Raw genomic sequence first — 18,913 nt, forward strand, 5'->3', positions numbered from 1 at the left:
GCCGCTAGTTATCCGTTCCTACACGGCAATCAAGGGCTGTTCTAGCGCAAGCGTGCCTCCAGTCGGTCGCAACCCCAGCCAACGAGGCGGTGCAGCAGTAGGGTCATTGTTGCCAGCACGACGAGCGCGGCGAACATCAGGTCTATCTTGGCCCGCCCATTCGCAAGCAGCATCAGGTAGCCCAACCCTTTCGAGGCCCCCACCCATTCGCCGATGATCGCACCGATGGGCGCGTAAACGGCGGCGAGCCGCAGACCGGACGCGAGCGATGGAATAGCGGCGGGGACGCGGATGCGCCAGAGCGTCGCGCGTTTGCTCGCTTGCATGGTCTGCGCCAGATCGAGCCAGCCCTTGGGCGTTTGCATCAGCCCGTCGAAGAAGGCGGAGGCCACGGGGAAATAGATGATTAACACGGCCATCAGCACCTTGGACCACAGCCCATAGCCCAGCCAGAGCGTCAGGATCGGTGCAAGCGCGAAGACGGGCAGGGCCTGCGTCAGCACCAGAACCGGCCGGATCAGGTGGCGCGCGACAGGTGACGAGACAAGCGTCAGTGCGGTGAGTGCGCCCAACAGGGAGCCGACGAGCAGACCCAGCAGGACCTCCGTCAGGGTGATGATAGCATGCTCGCCGATCAGCCCGGCATTGTCCCATAGCGCCGTCGTCACGCGCCAAGGCGAGGGCAGGATGAAGGAGGGCAGGTCCGCCAGCAGCACCAGCGCCTGCCATGCGGCGAGCAACAGGGCCGTGACGGCTATGGGTGTGAGTGCGCGGGCCATCATGCGACTTCTCGCATCATGGCTAGAAGTTCCGCTTGAAAACGCAGCATCTCGGGATCGTCTACCGCACGGATCGCGAGCGTGGAGGGCGGCTCTATCTGTTCAAGCCCGGCGGGTGACATCAGGTAGATGCGATTGGCCAGACGAGCGGCTTCGGCGGGGTCATGGGTGACGATCAGGACCGTCGATCCTTTCAGCGTCTCCGATGACAGTTCCTGCATTTCGGATCTGAGCCGCGCATCGAGCGCCGAGAAGGGTTCATCGAGCAGCGCGATGGGGTGATCTTCCATCAGCGTGCGCGCCAGTGCCACACGTTGCCGTTGCCCGCCTGACAGGGCTGCGGGGCGCTTATGGGCGTGCTCTGCCAGTCCAAGCCGGTCGATCAGCCTGTCGGCGCGCGCGCGGTCGGGATCATCCCCGCGCAGGCGGGCGCCCAGCATGACATTTCCATGCACATCAAGCCAGGGCAGCAGCAGGTCGCTTTGCTGCATATAGGCGATGCGACCCGCCATTGGTTGTCCGTCGCTTGCGGTGATCGTTCCGTCAAAGGTAACGCCGGTATCGAGCCCGGCGATCAGGCGCAGAAGCGTGGATTTTCCGACACCTGACGGGCCGAGAAGGCAGGTCCAGCCGCCGGGTACCAGTTCCAGCGTCAGATGCCGGAAAAGCGCTGTGCCGCTGATCGTGCCGGAACCGTCCAGCCGGATGCCGGGGCCGGTCATCCGGTCAGGCCCATCTGCCAGAAATCGATCTCCAGCCTTGTGGCGGTGGTGAAGCGGTGCGACAGGCGCGACCAGCGGGGCGCGGCGGTCAGGTCGTCTCCGATCCGGCGGGCCAGTGCGGCATCCAGAACGGCACCGGCTTCGCGGCAGACGTTCTGGTAGTCCTCGCTGGCATAGGTGTCGATCCATTCGCGGTAAGGGGTATCACCCGCCTTTTCCGCCAGCCGCAGCCCGATCTCGCCATAGCCCATCACGCATGGCGCAAGGCAGACCAGAAGATCGGCCAGATCGCCCGATTGCCCTGCATCCATCACGTAGCGCGTATAGGCCAGGTTCGACGGATGCTCGGGCGTGTTGAACAGATCGTCCTCGTTCAGACCTTCTTTCGCACAGATGCCCACATGCAATTGCAATTCCTGGTTGATCAGCCCGTCCACCGTGGCGGCGCAGGCCTTCATTTCCTCGGGTGTCTCCGATTTGACCACACCAAGCGCCCAGGCCCGCCCGAAATGCATCAGGAAGATGTAGTCCTGCACGAGGTATCTCAGAAAAGCCTCGCGCGGCAGCGTACCGTCGCGCAGCCCTTCGACAAAGGTGTGGTGCGTGTAGTCAGCCCATGTCTGCCCAGCAGCGTCGCGCAGCAAGGCAAAGGCGCGTCCGTAATCAGGTGTCATTGCGCCCCCAGATCGACTGCAAGCTCGGACACGGGGCGGATGGTTTCGATCAGATTCGCACCATGCAGGAATTCCTCGAAATCGGCATAGCGTCCGCTGTCCAGCCCGCGCGGTGTCAGCGCGAAGCGCGGCCAGGTGTCGGCCCATGCCTTTTCGTTCAACTCGTCCTGCAGTTCCTTCGCGGTGCCGCTGAAGATGTCCCACGCTTCGTCCGGATGGTTGACGATGAACTGCGTGGCTTTTTCCGTCGCGCGCAGGAAGCGTTCGATCTTGTCGGCGTCCATGGTGTCGGGGTTAGCGATGTAGATGAGTTCATCATAGGGTGGAATGCCCTGTTCCTCGATATAGAAGCAGCGGCCGGGAACGCCTTCGATTTCCATCTGGTTCAGTTCGAAATTGCGGTAGGCGCCGATCACGGCATCGACCTGACCAGCCATCAAGGATGGTGACAGCGACCAGTTGACGTTGACGTATTCGACATCCTCGGTGCTCAGCCCGTTTTCCGACAGCAGGTGCGACAGCAGTGCTTCTTCGACCCCTGCGACCGAAAAACCGATCTTGCGGCCCTTGAGGTCGGAAATCTGTTCAATCGGCCCGTCTTCCAGAACCAGCAGGCAATTGAGCGGCGTGGCGATCAGCGTGCCGACGCGTTTCAGCGGCAGGCCTTCGGCGGTCTGAAGATGCAGCTCCGGTTGGTAGGACACACCCAGATCGGCACGGCCCGCAGCGACCATCTTCGGGGGATCAGCGGGGTCGGCGGGGGCGATCACCTCGACATCGAGACCTTCCTCGGCGAAGTAGCCTTGCTCCTGCGCAACGATGATGGGGCCGTGGTCGGGGTTGATGAACCAGTCGAGGATGACGGACATTTCGTCCTGTGCGCTGGCGGGCGTCGCCAGAAGCGACAGGGCAAACAGAAACCGTTTCATTGAGCGTCCTTTCGGGATGCGTTCCAGAGAGCGTGGAAGTGATGAGTGGGGCCATGACCATGGCCGACGGACAGTAGGCCGGCATGGGCGACCGCGCCGGACAGATAGGTCTTTGCGGCCTTGATGGCGTCGGGCGTGGACCGACCCTTCGCCAGTTCGGCCGCCAGGGCGGCGGACAGCGTGCAGCCGGTACCGTGGGTGTTCGGCGTGTCGGTGCGTGGGGCGTCGAACCAGACGGTGCCATCCGGACCGGCCAGCACGTCGGGGCTTTCGGCACTGTCGAGATGCCCGCCTTTGACCAGCACATAGCGGGGGCCGAGCGCGCGCAGCGCCTGCGCCTGATCCAGCATCTGATCGCGCGATGTGGCCTCGGCCTGTCCAAGTAGCGCTGCAGCTTCGGGCAGGTTCGGCGTCAGGTGGGTCGCAAGCGGCAGCAGGTGGTTGGTCAGCGCCTCAACCGCTTCGCGGTCGAGCAGGCGCGCTCCGCCTTTCGCCACCATGACCGGATCGAGAACAATGGGAATGTCCTGATGCGCGGACAGGGCGTATGCGACGGCCTCGGCGATGTCTCCGGTCGCGATCATGCCGATTTTCACGGCGTCCACGCATATATCGGCGAACACATCCGCAATCTGCTGCGCAACGAAGTCCGGTGGCACCAGATGTACGCCGGACACACCGGTTGTGTTCTGCGCGGTCAGGGCAGTCAGGGCCGCCATGCCGTAGCAGCCACGCGCGGAGAAGGCCTTGAGATCCGCCTGGATGCCTGCGCCGCCGGACGGGTCGGAACCTGCGATACTCAGCACATTTGCGATCATTGCCTCGCCTCCGTTATGGCCGCGACGATATCGGCGGCGGCTTGCTGTGGATCGGATTGCCCGCATATGGCGGAGACCACGGCCATGCCTTGTGCGCCAGCGGCGATCGTCTGCACCGCGTGTTCTCGCTTCAGCCCGCCGATGGCAACGGCGGGGACGGGCGCATGGCGGAGGATCTGTGCCAACCCGTCAAACCCGATAGGGGTTTTGTGATCGGCCTTGGTGGGTGTCGCAAATACCGGTCCGACGCCCACATAGTTGATGATTGCGGCGTCCACCCTTGCGGCAGCGGTGACGGATTCCACCGACTGGCCGAGCAGCATATTTGATCCGATCCGGGCGCGTGCTTCCGCTGCGGGCATGTCGTCCTGCCCGATATGCAGACCGTCCGCCCCAATGGCCAGCGCGGCCTCGACGTCGTCATTCATGATCAGCGTGGCACCCGTTCCGGACAGTGCAAGTTTCAGCGCGCGCCCGATTTCGATCCGCTGCTCGGTACTGGCGTCCTTGTCGCGCAGTTGTACCACGGTTACACCGCCTTTGACGGCAGCCAGCGCCGTCTCGACCATCCCGAGCCCGGCGCAAAGGCCGGGGTCGAGTACGAGGTAAACGGACAAGTCAATCCGTTTCATCGGTAGCCCACCAACTCGGCGGAGACATCTTCGGGAGCCAACGCGTTCAGCGCATCGAGGAACTTCCACGCGAAGGATCCGGGACCGTCAGCGGTTTTCCCCGCTTCGCGGCCCGCAGCACCATAGATCGCCAGAACACCGACCGTTGCATCGAACGGGTCTTCAACGGCTGCAATTCCTGCACCCGTCAGACAGGTCAGCGCACAACCAAGCGCGGTCACTTGCGGCATGAAGGGGCTGCCGCCTTCGATATGCGCCGCGCGTGTGCCGTCGGTGACGAAATCCTGCTCGCCCGTGACGGCAACAATGGACTTGTAGCGCACGGCAAGTTCGCGCGCGCCATCCTTTGCCGCTGCCACCGCGTCGCCTGCGTCCACCCCCTTTCCGGACCCGGACCGCCCCGACAGGGCCAGAATTTCGGATGCATTCCCCCGAATGACCGTGGGCTCTAAGGACAGTATGTCCCTGGCGACACCTGACCGGTAGGGCGTTGCGAAATGGGCAACCGGATCGAAAACCCAGGGCTTGCTATGGGTGTGTGCGGCGTTGATCGCGGTTGTCATCCCTTCGACCCAGCTGGGCGACAGCGTGCCGATATTGATGGTCAGTGCGCCAACGACCGCCGTGAAATCGCCGCTTTCCTCGGATGCATGCACCATTGCGGGGGAAGCGCCGGTGGCCAGAAGTACATTGGCCGACACGTTCATCGCGACATAGTTGGTGATGCATTGCACAAGGGGGGATTGCGCGCGGATGGCTTTCAGCACGTCGCCGGGGGTGGTGGTCATCATGTCTCCTCTCTTGCGGAGGAGCCTGATCCGTCACGGTGGATTGCCCGTGTCGACCAAGACTCCCTCCGCCGGTCCTAACCGGTTCAGGTTCAAAGGGTACGTCTCAGCCCAAGCGGGCGCCCCTGTCTTGGCGGGCTGTAAAACATAAAGCGCAGCCCTTGTCACGGGGCTGTTGTCACACCGTCACAATTTGGAAAGCCGTAGCCCCAGCGCCATGGCAGGCCCGAACAGGGAAACCCGCCCAGCCGAACCGCGTGGAACATCGCGTCCGACAGCGCGGCATAGGCGAGATCAGCCTGTTCCAGAGGGACAATGGCGTTTTCGGGCCAGTTCTGTTGTTCCGCTTTGCCCACATCAAGCACGCAGGCGCGTAAAGCTTCATCCGCGACCAGCCTTGCGCTGGTGCTACGCAGCGCGTCGGTCGCGCCTCCTGCCGCGTGATAGGCGTGATCATGGGCGATGCAGCAATCTTCCCAAGGCGGGCGGTCACCATAGCTTTCGACGAAGCCGGGCGCGATGGCGGACATGGATTTCCACGCCTCTGTCATGCCTCCGCTGCATCCGTCCGTGGTAAATGCGTTGGGGCCGTCAGGATAGCGGGACACGACCCGCATCAGGCGTTCATGCAGCCATATTTCTGCACCGGTGACATTCCCGGGAATTGTCACGCCGGTCTCGGGGCTGGTGTCGAATGTCGTGCGCGTGTTGCCGATCACCCAAGCCGATACAGCAACCAGCGCCCCGAGCAGCAGCCTACGCCCTTTCATCGGCAAGCGGTCCGTCCGTCAGGTCCAGATCGGCCCCCAGCAATTCGGCGGCTTCCAGTAGCAACCGTTCAACGGTCGTCATGCCAGCGCGGGCACCGAGAACCTGTCGTGCCGTCGCTGGGTCATTGGTGATCAGGCCGTTCACGCCGCGCGAAATCATCCGGGACATGTCGACCGGATCGTCTACTGTCCAGACCATGACGGGCATCTCTCTGCTGCGGGCGTGGCGCAGAAGCGCGGGTGTCGCAATGCCGCTGTTCACCGCCAGAAAGTCGACTTCGAGCCGCGTCAGGTCGCCCACGGCGGTCGCGGCAAGAAGCCCCACATCCCATTCGGGGCGAATTGCTTTCATGTGCTCCACTTGACCCATATCGAGCGACATTGCGGCCACCTGATCATCCATGCCGGTTTCTGCCACGATGTCCGAGACGCGTTGGGCAAGTCGGTCGTCATGGTCATAGAATTTCAGTTCGATCAGTACCTTGGCGCGGCCCTTGGACATATCCAGCACCTCGGACAGAAGAGGCACCGGTTCACCTTCGAAGTCGGGGCCGAACCAGCTCCCGATCTCTATCTCGTCGAGATCTGTGCGTGTGCTGTCCCAGACCTTCAGCGCGCTGCCGCCGATCCGCATGAAGTCGCTGTCATGGATGACGATGACTTCGCCTTCCGCGGTTTCCTGGACGTCGATTTCGACCCAGTCGGCACCGGCGTCCAGTGCCGCTTCGATCGCGGAAAGCGTGTTTTCCGGTGCGACGGCGGCTGCTCCGCGATGGGCGATGATTTCGACTGTGTCCGAGGTTCGAAGGGTCTGGCCCAACCGCACGCCCGCGAAGATCGCGGCAACCACCATGAACCCCAGTATCACCACGATTTGCGCCATGCGGGATGGTTTCAGCGGTGCGGGGTGCTCGAAATCATAGGGGTGCACATCGCCACCAAGCTGTTCCATCCAGTCCAGTAGCAGTAGTGCAAAACCGCTCTGGGTCAGGGTGCTGGTGGCCAGGGTCAGCAAGGCCCAGATCAGCAGTACAACGGACAGGCCTCCGACCAGCCGGACGAGACTGGTTCCGGCGATGAGCTCCGCGATGTCGGTCAGTCCTGCTGTCAGCCCCGCGACCAACATGACGAGCGCAGCGGCGAAAAGTGCCCACATCAGCATCGCAGCCAGCAGTTGGGGGCGGCGGCCTTTGGTCAGCTTGCGGCTTTCACCAAAGGCGTCTTTTGGGCGGCATTGTGTGAAGAGCAAGATGGGCAGCGCCATCGACCAGGTGACCAACCGCGCGAGGATAACCAGCCCGCCGAGAAGCAGGATCGGAATGCCGATCCGCAGCGTCTGAATGAATTCCGGCGGGCGCGTGGCCAAGTAGTAATTGATGTCGTATTCGGTCAGCCGCAGCCACGCGATCAGGCCCACGAGCGCCACGAAGGGCAGGGCGATGATCAGCAAGCGAAGGATCAGATGCCCGGCGAAAAGTGCTATTCTTGGAAGGCACATACCGACCGCAGCCAGCGCGTCATGCCCCCAGTCGGTTGCACCCCGCGCGCGCGCATGCAGGACGCTCATCATTACTGACACTTCCAGCACCGCAAGCGCCAGCATGATGCTTCCAACGACCACCGCGCCAATGAAACCCACGGGTGTCAGCAGGAACATCGCGATGTCCTGATCCGCCAGCACGGGTTGGCCGGAACGTTCAACCGCGATGCGGATGGTCAGGCCCAAAAGTGGCGAGATCAGCGCCACCGTCACCCCTGTCAAAAGCGCGTGTGTGGCCAGCAAGGGCCAGCGCGCTTTCCAGATATGGGTGAGGTAGTCCTTGATGATCATGCATGCCGCCATGTGTTGGATTGACTGGAAACTCGCACCCCGCCGGAATGATTGCAATTCTTCTTGGCGGGACCACATGGTGCGACAGTGTGTCAAGCCCCGGCACCGTCACCAGAAAACCACTTGAGCTTCCCCTGAATCCCGTGTCAGCCTATGCCATGAAGAAGTTTCCAAGCTGGGCCGAAGCTGCCCCCCGCCTGATTGATGTGGCTGCCGGCCGAACACCCGCCGATATGGTGATCCGTGGCGGGATTTGGGTGAACGTTCAAAGCCGTGAAGTTCTGGATGGCTACGATGTTGCGATTGCCGAGGGCCGTTTCGCGGCCATTGCGCCGGATCTATCCTACTGTATCGGCGGCGACACTCATGTGATCGAGGCAGAAGGTCGCTACATGATCCCCGGCTTCTGCGACGGCCACATGCACATTGAATCGGGGATGCTGATCCCTGCGGAGTTCGCTCGCGCCGTTATCCCGCACGGTACGACGACCATGTTTACCGATCCGCATGAAATCGCCAATGTGCTGGGTCTGCGCGGCGTGAAGCTGATGCATGACGAGGCGCTGATGCAGCCCGTCAACATTTTCACCCAGATGCCAAGCTGCGCACCTTCTGCGCCGGGGCTGGAAACGACTGGCTGGGAAATCACGCCTGATGACGTGACCGAGGCAATGGCTTGGCCCGGTATTGTAGGTTTGGGCGAGATGATGAACTTCCCCGGTGTTGCGGCGGGCGATGCGAAGATGCTGGCGGAAATTGCCGCGACGCAGAGCGCGGGCAAGATAGTGGGTGGACACTATGCCAGCCCCGATCTGGGCAAGCCCTTCGCCGCCTATGTCGCGGGTGGCCCGGCTGATGACCACGAAGGCACGCAGGAATCCGATGCGATTGAGCGTGTGCGACAGGGTATGCGGTCCATGCTCCGGCTGGGGTCGGCGTGGTATGATGTGGAAACGCAGATCACCGCGATCACCGAGAAAGGGCTGGACCCGCGCAACTTCATACTGTGCACCGACGATTGCCATTCCGGCACGCTGGTCAATGACGGGCACATGAACCGCGTTGTTCGTCATGCAATCGAGTGCGGTTGTGATCCGTTGATTGCGCTGCAGATGGCCACGGTGAACACCGCGACACATTTCGGGTTGGAGCGTGAACTGGGGTCGATCACGCCGGGGCGGCGCGCGGATGTGATCCTGACTTCCGACTTGCGGTCGCTCCCGATCGAAACCGTGATCGCCCGAGGAATCGTTGTTGCCGAGGCGGGAGAGGTGAAGGTGCCTTGCCCACATCTGGACTGGCCAGCCGACGCGAGGAATACGGTTCATCTGGGCAAGTCGCTTACGGCAGAAGACTTCATTTTGCTGGCACCAGAAGGTGCAAACCAGGTCAGGGCGAAGGTGATCGGCGTGGTCGAAAATCAGGCCCCGACCAAGGCGCTGACGGCTGAACTGCCGGTGCTTGACGGCGCTGTACAGGCTAATGAGGCGCAGGATGTGTGCTACATTTCATTAGTGGAACGGCACCGCGCTACGGGCGAGGTCACCAACGGGCTCGTGTCCGGGTTCGGCTACAAGGGGCAGATGGCGATTGCCTCAACGGTTGCGCATGACAGTCACCACATGATTGTCGTGGGCACGTCGCGCGAAGACATGGCCAAGGCGGCGAACCGTCTGGGCAAAGTTGGCGGTGGTATCACGGTCTGGAGGGATGGGGCGGAAATCGCGCTTGTGCCGCTGCCCGTGGCGGGCCTGATGTCGGACTCCCCGGCGACCGAAGTCGCGGAACAAGCCAGCGGGATGGTCGAGGCCATGGCCGCATGTGGCTGCAATCTGAACAATGCCTACATGCAGCATTCTCTGCTGGCGCTGGTTGTTATCCCCGAGTTGCGGATATCCGATCTTGGGCTTGTAGATGTGACAAGATTCGAACTGACCGATGTGATCGAGGGATGATATGAGATTGGACAACGCTTTTTTGCCTTTGTTGATACCTGATGTGGGCGAAGCAAAGAACTTCACGGATGCCGCCGCGGCAGTTGGTTACCTGCGGTCCCTTTATGATGACGCTGTTCAGTTTCTTGAGGCAGGGTTCGCGGAAACCATCGAGGATGGACGCCCGAAAGGTCGTTATCGTGCCTTTTACCCTGAGATCAGGTTCTCGATGGCGAGCCATGCGCCCGTCGATAGCCGGCTGAGTTTCGGTCATGTGGTTCGCCCGGGTACCTACGCCACGACGGTCACGCGCCCCGATCTGTTCGCGAACTACCTGCGACAGCAGATTGATCTGGTGCTTGAAAATCACCACGTGCCGGTGACTGTCGGGCCGTCCGATACCCCGATGCCGCTGCATTTCGCGATGGCAGGAAAGTCCGTGCCACAAGAAGGCGCGCTAGAATTTCCACTTCGCGATGTGTTCGACACGCCCGATCTGGCAACAACCAATGATGATATCGTCAACGGTTATGTTGTGCCTGCACCGGACGGCTCCCTTCCGCTTGCGCCGTTCACCGCGCAGCGCGTGGATTATTCGCTCGCGCGACTGTCGCACTATACCGCTACGGAAGCCGAGCACTTCCAGAACCACGTTCTGTTCACCAACTACCAGTTCTACGTCGAGGAGTTCGAGGCGATTGCCCGCCTGGCGCTGGGCGATCCGGAAAGCGGCTATACCTCTTTCGTTGGACCGGGGAATTTCGAGATCTCATCCCCCGATCAGGAGATGCCGCAGCTTCCGAAGCTGCCACAGATGCCGACCTATCACCTGAAGCGCCCGAATTCGGCCGGGATCACGCTGGTCAATATCGGCGTCGGGCCGTCGAACGCCAAGACAGCGACGGATCATATCGCGGTTCTCCGGCCACATGCCTGGTTGATGGTTGGTCACTGCGCGGGATTGAGGAACTCGCAACGGCTGGGAGATTTCGTTCTGGCCCATGCGTATCTTCGCGAAGATCACGTTCTGGACGATGATCTGCCGCTCTGGGTGCCAATCCCGCCTTTGGCGGAAATCCAGATCGCGTTGCAAGAGGCCGTGGCGGACGTGTCGCGTCTCGAAGGGTATGAGCTGAAACGTATCATGCGGACGGGTACGGTAGCCACGATCGACAATCGCAATTGGGAGCTGCGCGACCAGTCTGGTCCGGTCCAGCGGCTGAGTCAGTCGCGTGCTATTGCGCTCGATATGGAATCCGCAACAATTGCCGCCAATGGATTCCGCTTCCGGGTCCCCTATGGCACGCTTCTGTGTGTGTCTGACAAGCCTCTGCACGGAGAACTGAAGTTGCCCGGCATGGCATCCGATTTTTACCGCACACAGGTATCCCGCCATCTGGAAATCGGGATTCGCGCGATGGAACTGATCCGCGAAATGCCGCTCGAACGAATCCATTCACGCAAACTCCGGAGCTTTGAAGAGACCGCCTTCCTGTGACATTTCTGAGAAATCCCCAGAAAAAAGGCACTTCTGAGAGAATTGAGGCGTCAAAACCATTGTGCGGGTGAATCTAATGACATTAGATGCCCGTCATTAGAAAACGACTACCAAAAAACTGGAGGCCGAGGATGACCAAACCGATGACCAAGACGCAGCTCGTGGCTGCTCTGGCCGAAGAGATGGGCACCGACAAAAAAGTAGCGAGTTCTGCGCTGGACGCGATCACCGGTCTGATTACCCGTGAAGTTTCGGGCGGCGGCGCTGTAACCCTTCCCGGCGTTGGCAAGATTTACTGTCGCGAACGTCCGGCACGCACCGTGCGCAACCCGGCCACGGGCGAGATGATCGAGAAAGATGCCGACAAGGTCGTCAAGATGACTATCGCGAAGCCCCTGAAGGACAGCGTCAACGCGTAAGGCATTGCTGGTCTGGCATCTGACGATGCCCCGCATTAGGGTCGCCAGTGGCGGCCCTTTCTTGTTTGGAGATATCTATGGCGCGGGCGGTAGGCATAGGCGGGCTGTTCTTTCGCAGTGACAACCCCGAAAAACTTGGCGACTGGTATCGGACCTATCTGGGTGTCGATCTGTCCGCGGGCGCATGGGCGCAGCAAGCGGGGCCGACCGTGTTCGCGCCGTTTGCGCGTGAGTCCGATTACTTCCCGTCCGACCGACAGTGGATGGTCAATTTCCGGGTCAATGACTTGACCACGTTGATCGCCGCGCTGACCGAAGCGGGCATCGAAGTCGAAACCCGGCTCGATTGGGACAGCGAGATCGGCCGCTTCGGTCAGCGCGGCGATCCCGAGGGGAATCCGGTAGAGTTGTGGGAACCAGCCGCGCCGGCGAAAGGCGAGTAGATGGATATTCGTTCCTTCCTGATGGGGCTGGCCTTTGCGTTCATGTGGTCATCCGCTTTTGCCTCGGCGCGGATCATCGTGACGGATGCGCCGCCGCTACTGTCCCTTGCGCTGCGATTTCTGTTGTCCGGTGTCATTGCTATCGTGATCGCCCGCATGTCGGGGCAGACATGGCACCTTCGCAAACCGCAATGGCGCGCGACCCTGATTTTCGGACTGTGCCAGAACGCGCTTTATCTGGGGCTGTTCTTCGTTGCCATGCAGACGATCGAGGCCTCTCTCGCAGCTATCATCGCATCTTCCATGCCGTTGCTCGTTGCGTTGATGGGGTGGGCCAGTTTCGGACAGCGCCTGCCGGCAACTGGCTGGCTGGGTCTGGTCGCGGGGCTGGTCGGTGTTGTCATGATCATGGGCGCGCGGGTGTCGGGCGGCGCTGATGTGGCCGCGATCGGGCTTTGCGTGATCGGTGTGCTTGCGCTGGCGATTGCAACGCTTTCAGTGCGTGGCGCGACCTCGGGTGGCAATGTGCTGATGATCGTCGGGCTGCAAATGCTGGTCGGAAGCCTGATTCTGGGGGGTGCATCCCTGTTCACGGAAACATGGCAAATCACGCTGACGCCGCAGCTGATCGGGGCATTCCTCTATACGACACTGGTGCCGGGGCTTTTGGCAACCTTCGTCTGGTTCGTGCTGGTCAATCGCATTGGCGCGGTGCGGGCGGCGACCTTCCATTTCCTGAACCCGTTTTTTGGCGTGGCCATTGCTGCCGTTCTTCTGGGCGAGCGGATCGGGCCGATGGATATCGCGGGTGTGCTGATCATAATGGCGGGCATTCTGGCGGTCCAACTGTCCAAGCAACAGGTGGCCCAACCCGTGCAGTAGCGGGTCGGGCCAGAAGATTCATGCCGCCGCCATCAGATCGGCGTCAAACTCCATCGTTTTTGTCGCGGCGTCCCGGGAGGTGCATCGCGCAACCCAGTCCTTGATCACGGGTACGTCCGGGGTGAAATCCGCAAACCACGCGAAGGGCGAATGGACCAGAAGATCAGCGGCGGTGTAGCTATCTCCCAGCAGGAAGGGCTGATCCTTCAGCCCGTTGGCAAGACGCTCGGTCATTTCCTCGAACCCGCGGAAGGTGGTCTGCAGTGCCGGATGCGTGAGTTCGGCATATTTATGCACGATGACCGGCTCCATAACGTCGCCATAATAGTAGAGCCAACTCAGGTAGAGACCACGCTTCGCATCGCCGGGTGCCGCGCCAAATCCGCGATCAGGGAACAGGTCGGTCAGATACTGCATGATCGCGCCGCTTTCCCAGATCGTGATATCGTCATGCACGAGAAGAGGCACCTTGCCTTCCGGATGAGGATTGTTGGGATCGCGCCCGCCGCTGCCATCCTGGCGCGGGATCGTGACATGGATGATGTCGACTGCGTCCATCAGATCCATTTCGAACAGTTGGCTGATGATGCGAGAGGACCGCGAATGCGGCGCGTGGTAGAGTTTCAGGGTCATGTCCCGTCTCCGTCGTTGCGAGTTTCGATGGGATGAGTATGCTCCTTCCATCCTGTCAGTTTCCGTCAGGAGGCAACATGGCTCGCAGCGATCGCTTGTTTCGCCTGCTCCATCTGATCCGCAGCACACCGCAACCCGTCACCGCCGCGCGGTTGTCGGAGGAGATGGGCGTGTCGGAACGCACGATTTATCGCGATATCGACACGTTGCGCGCGGGCGGCGCGCTGATCGATGGTGAGGCAGGATATGGCTTCACGCTGACCGAAGACCCGGCATTGCCGCCGCAGAGCTTTTCACGGCTGGAAATCGAGGCGCTTGTGCAAGGGCTGGCAGAAGTCCAGCAGCGGGGCGACCCGGCCCTTGTCGCGGCAGCTGCAGATGCGTTGAAGAAGATCACCGGAACCTTGCCGGAACGACAACAGCGCGAGGCTATCCATGCCGTCACAATGGTTCATCGCTGGGACAAGCAGGCACCTCCTCCGGACGGAATAGAAATCCTGCGCGCCGCCTGCTGGGATGAGATGGCCGTCGATTTGCAATATAAAGATCGCGAGGACAATGTTACGAAGCGGCGCATCTGGCCGCTCAGTATCGTCTTCCTTGATACGACGCAGGGGGTTCTTGCCTGGTGCTGTCTGAGGCAGGACTTCCGGCAGTTCATCCTGCCCCGCATCGTCAGTATCTCGCGAACCGGCGAATCGTTCCGCCCGCGCCGGGTGCCGCTGCTACGGGACTATGTCGAACGTTTGCGAGAGCCGATCAACCGATTCGGCCCCGAATGCCCTCTCCGTTCTGGCCATGATGCAGAAGCAGGTGATCCAGCAGCACGCAGGCCATCATAGCTTCTCCCACCGGCACCGCGCGAATACCGACGCAGGGATCGTGACGGCCCCTGGTGACGATCTCGGCGGACTGGCCAGATTTAGTGATCGTCTGGCGGGGCGTCAGAATCGATGACGTGGGCTTCACTGCAAAGCGCACCACGACGTCCTGGCCGGTGGAAATGCCGCCGAGGATACCGCCCGCGTGGTTCGACGAATAGACAGGCTTCCCGTCATTGCCCATGAAGATTTCGTCGGCGTTTGCTGAACCGGTCAGCGCGGCTGCCGCCATCCCCTCGCCGATCTCGACGCCCTTCACCGCATTGATCGACATCATTGCAGCGGCCAGTTCCGTGTCGAGCTTGCCATAGATCGGCGCACCGAGTCCCACCGGAACGCCGCGTGCCGTGACCTCGATCACAGCGCCCACGGAATTACCGGACTTGCGGAGTTCGTCGAGATAGCCGGCCCATTCATCCGCGGCCTGTGAGTCTGGCGTCCAAAAGGGGTTTTCATTGATCTGGCCCCAGTCGAAACGGTCGCGGTCAATCGCGCGCGGCCCCATCTGCACCATGTAGCCGGTGATCTTCAGATCGGGTGCCAGCTCCGCCAGCGCCGCCCGCGCGATACCGCCTGCGGCAACCCGCGCAGCCGTTTCGCGGGCAGAGGACCGGCCGCCGCCGCGGTAGTCGCGGATGCCGTATTTCTGCCAATAGGTAATGTCGGCGTGGCCAGGGCGAAATTTTTCCGCGATGTCGCCGTAATCCTTCGATCGCTGGTCGGTGTTGCGGATCATAAGCTGTATGGGCGTGCCGGTCGTCTTACCCTCGAACACGCCGGACAGGATTTCGACCTCATCGGCTTCGCGCCGCTGCGTGGTGTATTTGCTGGTGCCCGGCTTACGCTTGTCCAGCCATTGCTGGATGTCTTCGGCGGTGATCGCGATCCCCGGTGGACACCCATCGACCGTCGCGCCAAGCGCCGGCCCGTGGCTTTCGCCCCATGTGGTAACGCGGAATAGATGTCCGAAGCTGTTCAGGCTCATGGGGCGGGCTCCTTGCAGGCGATGCCACAGCGGCATAGCGAGCCGGGGCGTCAATCTCAAGCAGGGGTTTTCATTTGCCGCGCGGCGTGCATTTTGTGCCGCAGCACGTAACCGGAGAACAGCCCATGTCCCTGACCGAGATAAAGCAGCGTATCGAAGCGGAAGAAAAGCGGGTCGGCCGTGCGGTCGGGTCAACGAAGCTGATCGCCGTGTCCAAGGTACAGCCATTGGATCGGGTGACGCATGTGCTGGATCAGGGGCACCGTATGTTCGGCGAGAACCGTGTGCAGGAAGCGCAGGGCCGTTGGGGTTCGTTGTTGGATCGGTATGACGGCATTGAGTTGCATTTGCTCGGTCCCCTGCAAAGCAATAAGGTGCGACCCGCAGCCGAAATGTTCGACGCCATCCATTCGCTGGATCGCGAGAAGCTGGCCCGCAAGCTGGCTGATCTGGCGCAGGAACGCGGGCAGTGTCCCGAGCTGTTCGTTCAGGTCAATACAGGGGAGGAGCCGCAGAAGGCGGGCGTCCTGCCCGAGGCCGTCGACGCCTTCATCGAGTTGTGCCGCAGCATCGATCTTCCGATTACGGGGCTGATGTGCATCCCGCCCGTGGACGAAGAACCGTCCCTGCATTTTGCGTTGCTGCGCAAGCTCGCCGAACGCAACGGGCTGACCGGGTTGTCGATGGGTATGAGCGGTGATTTCGAACGCGCGGTTGCACTCGGTGCCACGCATGTCCGCGTAGGGTCCGCGATTTTCGGTGAGCGTGAGAAGACCGCCTAGGGCTTCACGATCAGCCGGGTGCCGGGCACGATGTTTGCCGCGAGCCACAACAGGTCGGACCGGGAGAAGGCCACACAGCCCGCCGTCGGATGTCGTGGCTTACGCCAAGCATGCACGAAAATGGCAGAGCCTTTTCCGGCCGTGGCGACCGGGTAGTTCCAGTCCGTAACCATCACCAGATCATAAAGCGGATCGGGTCGCCGCATCTGTTCGCAGCTCTCGACGTAGGGCGCCCGCACAAGCTGGTTGTAGTCTGCATAACCTGACGCGTCGGACCATAAATCACCCACACGAATCGGTTCTGCCCAACTTGCGGGCGCATGCATGCGGTCGGGGCGATACATCATCCCCAAGATGCGATGGGCCCCTATGGGCGTCGCGCCGTCACCTTCGCGCTTGTTGGTCGTGATGCCGCCGCGGCCTATGGAACAGGGCAGGTGTCGCCCAAGAAACCGTGCACCCATGCGAGTAACAATGATGTCTTCCAGACTCACAGCAAGTGTCCTGACTTCGCGGCTTTCGTGGCCAGATAAGCCGCGTTGTGATCGCCCCCGCCGACCTTTAGCGGCACGCGTTCAACGACAGAAATGCCACATTTTTCCATCATGGCGACCTTGGCGGGATTGTTGGTCATCAGGCGGACAGAACCGAATCCAAGTTCCCGCAGGAGAGCCGCGCCGATTCGAAAATCGCGCTCGTCATCCTCGAACCCCAGACGGTGATTGGCTTCGACCGTGTCAAACCCTTGGTCCTGCAACGAATAGGCGCGCATCTTGTTCGCCAAACCGATCCCACGACCTTCTTGGTTGAGGTAAAGCAGCACGCCGGCACCTTCTTCCCCCATTTGTCGCATGGCTGCACGAAGCTGGGGCCCGCAGTCGCATTTCAACGACCCCAGAAGATCACCGGTGAAGCAAGCTGAATGCAGCCTGGACAGGACGGGCTTGCCACGATCAGGTGATCCGATTTCCACTGCGTAATGCTCTTCCGCACCGTCGTCTGGCCGAAAGATGTGCAGGCGACCCTGTTCGGACACCTCCAGCGGCAGGCGGGCCGACACAAGTTCACTCATCGGGCTGGTCTCGCCGCTATGGGCGATGACCTCGGCGACGTCCAACGATGTCAGGCCTGCACCTAGATCCATGACAGGCGCGATCACGACGGCGGCAGGTAGCAAACGTGCAGCCTTGCACAGGATCAGCGCGGCGCGGTGTATGTCGGCGGACCCGTCGCGTTCGGTTTCCAGCGGCCCTTTCATCGGGTGGCGCAGATCGTCAGCCGGGTCCGCCAGTGCCCGAATCCATTCCAGGTTGGCAGTCTGGGGTAGGCGGACCCGCGCCACATCCCCGTCGTAGCTACGCGCCTTGAGCGTTTCGGCGCGACGTGCCGTCAGCGCGATCACTGCCGGTCCAAGTCGACGTGCATTGGCCAGCCGGTCCGCGTCCAGCGTTTCAGCGGCGAAAGCAAGCCCTTGCTGATCCCCGGACCGCAAAACGATTCCCAGCCCCATGCGCAGATCGCCACGGGACCGTGCGATCAACTCAACGATATCCGGCCCAAGTCCCAAAGCTGACCTCGTAACAATTGCGGAATTTATTTATGACCTAATGCAACCTTTTGAAACAAACCAGAGTTGATGGACACGAGGGCGTGATCCTGATGTTGCCTGACTTGCGACCGGTGGCGGCGAGGATCATCTCTTTATGACGACTTTTGAAGGAGCCGTGAATGAGCGCCGTAAAGAAGATACTGTTGGTCGATGACGAAGAAGACCTGCGCGAAGCCCTGTCCGAACAACTCGTGATGACCGAGGAGTTCGACGTATTCGAGGCCGGAACAGGTGCCGAGGCCATGACAAAGGCCAAGGAAGCGATCTATGACCTGATCATTCTGGATGTCGGGCTTCCCGACACGGATGGGCGCGAATTGTGCCGGCTGATGCGCAAGCAGGGCGTAAAATGTCCAATCCTTATGTTGACCGGGCATGACAGCGACTCCGACACGATCCTCGGACTGGATGCCGGGGCCAATGACTATGTGACCAAACCGTTCAAACTGCCGGTGCTTCTGGCGCGTATCCGCGCGCAGCTTCGTCAGCATGAACAGAGTGAGGACGCCGTTTTCCAGCTTGGGCCATATACCTTCAAGCCCGCGCAGAAGATGCTGATCGACGACGCCGACAAGAAGATCCGCCTGACCGAGAAAGAAACCAACATCCTGAAGTTCCTTTACCGCGCGTCTGAAGGTGTGGTTGCGCGGGACGTTCTGCTGCACGAAGTATGGGGATACAACGCAGGCGTGACCACGCATACACTGGAGACACACATCTATCGTTTGCGTCAGAAAATAGAGCCCGACCCGTCCAATGCTAGCATTCTTGTCACAGAAAGCGGCGGATATCGTCTTGCTACGTAAAGACAATAGTAATTATCCGGAAACTAATGCATAGTATCTGGAAACAATCCCTTTCGCGTCGGGGTTATGACGCGACCTCCCTGTTGGACTGCCCGGGC

The 18,913-nt window shown here is 61.1% G+C and carries 21 protein-coding genes and 1 riboswitch; of the genes, 8 read left to right on the forward strand and 13 right to left on the reverse strand.

The genetic code is table 11. From position 1 onward, the window contains the following. Positions 1–41: 41 nt before the first annotated feature. From FPZ52_RS00960 to FPZ52_RS01000, 9 genes are all read right to left on the reverse strand, one after another. Positions 42–779, reverse strand: a complete 738-nt coding sequence (locus FPZ52_RS00960) for an ABC transporter permease (RefSeq protein WP_146365603.1) — start codon at positions 777–779, stop codon at positions 42–44. Continuing rightward, positions 779–1,501 carry an ABC transporter ATP-binding protein gene (locus FPZ52_RS00965; protein WP_146362848.1) on the reverse strand — a complete coding sequence of 241 codons (723 nt, stop codon included), beginning with the start codon at positions 1,499–1,501 and terminating at the stop codon, positions 779–781. The genes FPZ52_RS00960 and FPZ52_RS00965 overlap by 1 nt, the downstream gene beginning before the upstream one ends. Next, on the reverse strand, positions 1,498–2,175 hold the full coding sequence (locus FPZ52_RS00970; RefSeq protein WP_146362850.1) for a TenA family protein: 678 nt from the start codon (positions 2,173–2,175) through the stop codon (positions 1,498–1,500). The genes FPZ52_RS00965 and FPZ52_RS00970 overlap by 4 nt, the downstream gene beginning before the upstream one ends. Beyond that, the gene (locus FPZ52_RS00975) at positions 2,172–3,104 is read right to left on the reverse strand and encodes an ABC transporter substrate-binding protein (RefSeq protein WP_146362852.1); all 933 of its coding nucleotides are present in this window, start codon (positions 3,102–3,104) and stop codon (positions 2,172–2,174) included. The genes FPZ52_RS00970 and FPZ52_RS00975 overlap by 4 nt, the downstream gene beginning before the upstream one ends. Then, positions 3,101–3,922 carry a bifunctional hydroxymethylpyrimidine kinase/phosphomethylpyrimidine kinase gene (gene thiD / locus FPZ52_RS00980; protein WP_146362854.1) on the reverse strand — a complete coding sequence of 274 codons (822 nt, stop codon included), beginning with the start codon at positions 3,920–3,922 and terminating at the stop codon, positions 3,101–3,103. Before thiD ends, FPZ52_RS00975 begins: the two co-directional genes overlap by 4 nt. Beyond that, complete coding sequence (thiE, locus tag FPZ52_RS00985) at positions 3,919–4,554, reverse strand: thiamine phosphate synthase (protein ID WP_146362856.1); 636 nt, start codon at positions 4,552–4,554, stop codon at positions 3,919–3,921. The genes thiD and thiE overlap by 4 nt, the downstream gene beginning before the upstream one ends. Continuing rightward, positions 4,551–5,342 carry a hydroxyethylthiazole kinase gene (gene thiM / locus FPZ52_RS00990; RefSeq protein WP_205758595.1) on the reverse strand — a complete coding sequence of 264 codons (792 nt, stop codon included), beginning with the start codon at positions 5,340–5,342 and terminating at the stop codon, positions 4,551–4,553. The genes thiE and thiM overlap by 4 nt, the downstream gene beginning before the upstream one ends. Positions 5,343–5,388: 46 nt before the next feature. Beyond that, a riboswitch (TPP riboswitch) is annotated at positions 5,389–5,479 on the reverse strand. Positions 5,480–5,506: 27 nt separating this feature from the next. Continuing rightward, positions 5,507–6,112: a hypothetical protein gene (locus FPZ52_RS00995; RefSeq protein WP_146362861.1), complete on the reverse strand. Its 606-nt coding sequence runs from the start codon at positions 6,110–6,112 to the stop codon at positions 5,507–5,509. Beyond that, positions 6,099–7,943: a glycerophosphodiester phosphodiesterase family protein gene (locus tag FPZ52_RS01000; protein ID WP_168201237.1), complete on the reverse strand. Its 1,845-nt coding sequence runs from the start codon at positions 7,941–7,943 to the stop codon at positions 6,099–6,101. Before FPZ52_RS01000 ends, FPZ52_RS00995 begins: the two co-directional genes overlap by 14 nt. Before the next feature lie 158 nt (positions 7,944–8,101). On the opposite strand from FPZ52_RS01000, the gene ade reads away from it, so the two are divergent. The 5 genes from ade (at position 8,102) to FPZ52_RS01025 (ending at position 13,119) form a co-directional block, all read left to right on the forward strand. Next, positions 8,102–9,898, forward strand: coding sequence for an adenine deaminase (ade, locus tag FPZ52_RS01005; protein ID WP_146362865.1), 1,797 nt, complete (start codon positions 8,102–8,104; stop codon positions 9,896–9,898). 1 nt (position 9,899) lies between these two features. Then, on the forward strand, positions 9,900–11,375 hold the full coding sequence (locus FPZ52_RS01010) for an AMP nucleosidase (protein ID WP_168201238.1): 1,476 nt from the start codon (positions 9,900–9,902) through the stop codon (positions 11,373–11,375). Positions 11,376–11,506: 131 nt separating this feature from the next. Continuing rightward, a complete protein-coding gene (locus FPZ52_RS01015; RefSeq protein WP_146362870.1) occupies positions 11,507–11,794 on the forward strand; it encodes an HU family DNA-binding protein in 288 nt (95 codons plus the stop codon). 77 nt (positions 11,795–11,871) lie between these two features. Continuing rightward, complete coding sequence (locus tag FPZ52_RS01020; RefSeq protein ID WP_146362871.1) at positions 11,872–12,237, forward strand: VOC family protein; 366 nt, start codon at positions 11,872–11,874, stop codon at positions 12,235–12,237. Beyond that, positions 12,238–13,119: a DMT family transporter gene (locus FPZ52_RS01025; protein ID WP_146362873.1), complete on the forward strand. Its 882-nt coding sequence runs from the start codon at positions 12,238–12,240 to the stop codon at positions 13,117–13,119. Between the two features lie 18 nt (positions 13,120–13,137). Here FPZ52_RS01025 and FPZ52_RS01030 read toward each other — a convergent pair whose 3' ends face one another. Then, positions 13,138–13,752 (reverse strand): glutathione S-transferase family protein, encoded by a 615-nt coding sequence (locus FPZ52_RS01030; RefSeq protein WP_146362875.1) that lies wholly within the window; start codon positions 13,750–13,752, stop codon positions 13,138–13,140. Between the two features lie 77 nt (positions 13,753–13,829). On the opposite strand from FPZ52_RS01030, the gene FPZ52_RS01035 reads away from it, so the two are divergent. Continuing rightward, positions 13,830–14,594, forward strand: a complete 765-nt coding sequence (locus tag FPZ52_RS01035; RefSeq protein WP_146362877.1) for a helix-turn-helix transcriptional regulator — start codon at positions 13,830–13,832, stop codon at positions 14,592–14,594. Here the strand turns inward: FPZ52_RS01035 and aroC are convergent. After that, positions 14,512–15,618 (reverse strand): chorismate synthase, encoded by a 1,107-nt coding sequence (aroC, locus tag FPZ52_RS01040; RefSeq protein WP_146362879.1) that lies wholly within the window; start codon positions 15,616–15,618, stop codon positions 14,512–14,514. The genes FPZ52_RS01035 and aroC overlap by 83 nt on opposite strands. A 125-nt stretch (positions 15,619–15,743) precedes the next feature. On the opposite strand from aroC, the gene FPZ52_RS01045 reads away from it, so the two are divergent. Next, positions 15,744–16,400 carry a YggS family pyridoxal phosphate-dependent enzyme gene (locus FPZ52_RS01045; protein ID WP_146362881.1) on the forward strand — a complete coding sequence of 219 codons (657 nt, stop codon included), beginning with the start codon at positions 15,744–15,746 and terminating at the stop codon, positions 16,398–16,400. Here the strand turns inward: FPZ52_RS01045 and FPZ52_RS01050 are convergent. Next, positions 16,397–16,888 carry a L,D-transpeptidase family protein gene (locus FPZ52_RS01050; RefSeq protein ID WP_240804412.1) on the reverse strand — a complete coding sequence of 164 codons (492 nt, stop codon included), beginning with the start codon at positions 16,886–16,888 and terminating at the stop codon, positions 16,397–16,399. The two genes, FPZ52_RS01045 and FPZ52_RS01050, sit on opposite strands and share 4 nt — an antisense overlap. 2 nt (positions 16,889–16,890) lie before the next feature. Further along, on the reverse strand, positions 16,891–17,967 hold the full coding sequence (gene ribA / locus FPZ52_RS01055; RefSeq protein ID WP_146362883.1) for a GTP cyclohydrolase II: 1,077 nt from the start codon (positions 17,965–17,967) through the stop codon (positions 16,891–16,893). Between the two features lie 161 nt (positions 17,968–18,128). Here ribA and FPZ52_RS01060 point away from each other — a divergent pair, with 161 nt between their 5' ends. Beyond that, entirely contained in the window at positions 18,129–18,815 is a 687-nt protein-coding gene (locus FPZ52_RS01060) for a response regulator transcription factor (RefSeq protein WP_146362885.1), read from the forward strand. Positions 18,816–18,913: the final 98 nt, after the last annotated feature.

The sequence above is a fragment of the Qingshengfaniella alkalisoli genome, from assembly GCF_007855645.1.
Lineage (GTDB): Bacteria > Pseudomonadota > Alphaproteobacteria > Rhodobacterales > Rhodobacteraceae > Qingshengfaniella > Qingshengfaniella alkalisoli.

Bases quoted from the DNA above. Each gene is read 5' to 3' on its own strand.
- FPZ52_RS00960 (WP_146365603.1), bottom strand. From the start codon at position 779: ATGGCCCGCGCACTCACACCCATAGCCGTCACGGCCCTGTTGCTCGCC.
- FPZ52_RS00965 (WP_146362848.1), bottom strand. From the start codon at position 1,501: ATGACCGGCCCCGGCATCCGGCTGGACGGTTCCGGCACGATCAGCGGC.
- FPZ52_RS00970 (WP_146362850.1), bottom strand. From the start codon at position 2,175: ATGACACCTGATTACGGACGCGCCTTTGCCTTGCTGCGCGACGCTGCT.
- FPZ52_RS00975 (WP_146362852.1), bottom strand. From the start codon at position 3,104: ATGAAACGGTTTCTGTTTGCCCTGTCGCTTCTGGCGACGCCCGCCAGC.
- thiD (WP_146362854.1), bottom strand. From the start codon at position 3,922: ATGATCGCAAATGTGCTGAGTATCGCAGGTTCCGACCCGTCCGGCGGC.
- thiE (WP_146362856.1), bottom strand. From the start codon at position 4,554: ATGAAACGGATTGACTTGTCCGTTTACCTCGTACTCGACCCCGGCCTT.
- thiM (WP_205758595.1), bottom strand. From the start codon at position 5,342: ATGACCACCACCCCCGGCGACGTGCTGAAAGCCATCCGCGCGCAATCC.
- FPZ52_RS00995 (WP_146362861.1), bottom strand. From the start codon at position 6,112: ATGAAAGGGCGTAGGCTGCTGCTCGGGGCGCTGGTTGCTGTATCGGCT.
- FPZ52_RS01000 (WP_168201237.1), bottom strand. From the start codon at position 7,943: ATGATCATCAAGGACTACCTCACCCATATCTGGAAAGCGCGCTGGCCC.
- ade (WP_146362865.1), top strand. From the start codon at position 8,102: ATGAAGAAGTTTCCAAGCTGGGCCGAAGCTGCCCCCCGCCTGATTGAT.
- FPZ52_RS01010 (WP_168201238.1), top strand. From the start codon at position 9,900: ATGAGATTGGACAACGCTTTTTTGCCTTTGTTGATACCTGATGTGGGC.
- FPZ52_RS01015 (WP_146362870.1), top strand. From the start codon at position 11,507: ATGACCAAACCGATGACCAAGACGCAGCTCGTGGCTGCTCTGGCCGAA.
- FPZ52_RS01020 (WP_146362871.1), top strand. From the start codon at position 11,872: ATGGCGCGGGCGGTAGGCATAGGCGGGCTGTTCTTTCGCAGTGACAAC.
- FPZ52_RS01025 (WP_146362873.1), top strand. From the start codon at position 12,238: ATGGATATTCGTTCCTTCCTGATGGGGCTGGCCTTTGCGTTCATGTGG.
- FPZ52_RS01030 (WP_146362875.1), bottom strand. From the start codon at position 13,752: ATGACCCTGAAACTCTACCACGCGCCGCATTCGCGGTCCTCTCGCATC.
- FPZ52_RS01035 (WP_146362877.1), top strand. From the start codon at position 13,830: ATGGCTCGCAGCGATCGCTTGTTTCGCCTGCTCCATCTGATCCGCAGC.
- aroC (WP_146362879.1), bottom strand. From the start codon at position 15,618: ATGAGCCTGAACAGCTTCGGACATCTATTCCGCGTTACCACATGGGGC.
- FPZ52_RS01045 (WP_146362881.1), top strand. From the start codon at position 15,744: ATGTCCCTGACCGAGATAAAGCAGCGTATCGAAGCGGAAGAAAAGCGG.
- FPZ52_RS01060 (WP_146362885.1), top strand. From the start codon at position 18,129: ATGAGCGCCGTAAAGAAGATACTGTTGGTCGATGACGAAGAAGACCTG.